At 46.8% G+C, this 2,329-nt stretch carries 2 protein-coding genes; one reads left to right on the plus strand and one right to left on the minus strand.

The genetic code is table 11. The features are described 5' to 3' along the window. Positions 1 to 1,133, plus strand: a 1,133-nt coding sequence (locus GX659_07330; protein ID NLD28594.1) for a hypothetical protein, incomplete at its 5' end; no start/stop codon positions are given. An 18-nt stretch (positions 1,134 to 1,151) separates the two neighbouring features. On the opposite strand, the gene GX659_07335 is transcribed toward GX659_07330, so the two are convergent. Then, a complete protein-coding gene (locus GX659_07335) occupies positions 1,152 to 2,090 on the minus strand; it encodes a calcium/sodium antiporter (GenBank protein ID NLD28595.1) in 939 nt (312 codons plus the stop codon). Positions 2,091 to 2,329 lie beyond the last annotated feature (239 nt).

The raw sequence follows: 2,329 nt of genomic DNA on the forward strand, positions 1-2,329 counted from the left end.
CAAGGCTGACCGCTCTGCTTTCACGCAAACTCGACCGCGAAGAGGTAGAAAAAATCGCCCCGTCCATATCAGCCGTCTTCGCAACTCGAATCCTGAAACTCATACGTGGGAAGCTTTCATTTGAAGGAATAGATGGAATACAGAAGGACTCCTGCTCTAATATATTTTTATTCACGCACAAGAGCTTTCTGGATTTCGTAGTAGCGCCGCTCCTTCCCCTCGCCATGGCGGCAAGAAACAATTCTGAAAGGAAGCTCCCGCTTTTTCTGATGGCCGAGGATCATTTCAAGCGCAATCCGCTCTTTTACTCGATCTTCGGAATAGGAATGGCCGCTGAGGCGCTTGGCATGATTTTCGTGAAACGCGGGAAAAAAGGCGGCCGTGAAGAGGCTGTGGCGATATCAAAAATAGCCAGTGAAAGGATAATTCGCGACGGCTCCGATCTGGCCATATTTCCCCAAGGGAGCAGGGCCCTCCCATATGCTAGCACGCAAATGATACAGCTCGATGCGGGATACTACACGGTCGGGTCAAAGACACGTATGAAAAAATATGGGGCCCATCTCAAGAAGGGAGCTGCTTTCATAACGGTGGAAGTCCTCCTCGAGGCGGCCAAATCAGAAAAATCCTTTCATGTTAGGCTTATTCCCATAGCCATTTCCGGAACAGCTCTGGCCTGCCCAAAAGGCCGAAGTGCCATCAAACCGAACGTCTCGATCAAGCTGTCTGCAGGAACTCCCATAGTGAGGACCACCGCATCAGTAGATGACATGAAAGGCTTGTCAGGCAAGGAGCTCCAATCCAAAAAAGAACATTGCGCAGCGATAATAATGGAGATGATAGATTCTGAACTTAAAGGTGCGAGCAAGGTTCACGCCGAACTTGAACGCAGGTTCACCAGGGACATAAGCGAGATGCTCGACAGCTTGGGGTTCGATGAAATCGCACTGGCTATGAAGTCGTGGCGTGGTGAAGATTACCTCGTCCACTCAATCCTCGACTGTATCTACACATGCAAGCACAAATTGTGGCGGCAGCTCACAGGCGAACTCGTCCATCACATACAAAATTTTTCAGAACGCGATGAACTCCAGAAATTCAAGGAAAAGGTAGTGGATCTTATAAAAACTTGATGAAGGCGTTATTCTGCATCAATAAAAATATGAAGTGTACAAGAATGCAGCGTAGGCGATGAGAAGTAACAGCCCCTCCCACCTATTTATTAAAAGTCCTTTTCTAGCCAGCGGAAGAAGAGCAACAGCAAATCCTGTCATGAAAATATATTCATTTATAAGAAGCCCTGATTCAACGGTAAGAGGGGATATGACAGCAGCGAGACCTATCCCAAAAAAAATATTGACTATATTGCTGCCGACCACGTTTGAAACACATATGTCGTCTTTACCCTTCATCGCGGCCACTGCAGAGGTGGCAAACTCGGGAAGGGATGTCCCAACTGCCACGAGCGTTAAGCCTATAAAAATTTCGCTGATACCGTAGAAACGTGCAATATTCTCGGCAGATTTTACAAATAGATGACCTCCGCCGATCACGCCGACAAGACCAATTAAGACAAGAAGGAGAGCAAGCGGAATTCCATTTTTGGGCATAACGCCATTTTGATCGGAATCTGTCAGCCTGTCCTTTTTAACCTGCAAGATGGTATATGATATAAACGCTATCATACAGGCTATGAGTATCGACCCTTCAATTCTGCCTATTTTCCCATCGGCGCTCATCGCAAATAGAATCAGCGTAGCGACTATCATAATGGGGATCTCTCGCTTCACCATCGTGAGTTCGACATTGACAGGCTTCACCAGAGCTATGACCCCTATTATCAACCCTATATTGCAGATGTTGCTTCCAACTATATTACCAACCGCTATCGAAGAATTTCCGGCATAGGAAGCCAGTGAGCTCACTGTAAATTCAGGTACGGAAGTTCCGAATGCCACTATCGTCAGTCCTATTATTACGGGACGGACATTGAATCCTTCCGCGATACGCCCGGCCCCCCGGACCAGAAAATCCGCGCCGAAATAGAGGAGCAAAATCCCGGCAGCAACATATGTCCAATTTAGTATCATGCTCAGCCTGATATCATTATTTTGAAGCCATGCAAATACTTTTAAGTAACCTCTGAGAAATCAGCAAATTCAGGGCACCTCTAAAAACTATGCGCTTGTCATCCCCGCAACGACCGTGACTGGGAAAAACAGAAGCTAGAAGCGAGAGGTTAGAAGCTAGAAAAACCTCGCCTGTAAAAATATTGCTTCTCACTTCTAGGTTCTAGCTTCTTGATGTTTTGGTCTATGGTCAATCGTCC

The sequence above is a fragment of the Myxococcales bacterium genome (assembly GCA_012513515.1).
GTDB lineage: Bacteria > UBA10199 > UBA10199 > 2-02-FULL-44-16 > JAAZCA01 > JAAZCA01.

Coding starts and splice junctions, on each gene's coding strand:
- GX659_07335 (NLD28595.1), bottom strand. CDS start 2,090: ATGATACTAAATTGGACATATGTTGCTGCCGGGATTTTGCTCCTCTAT.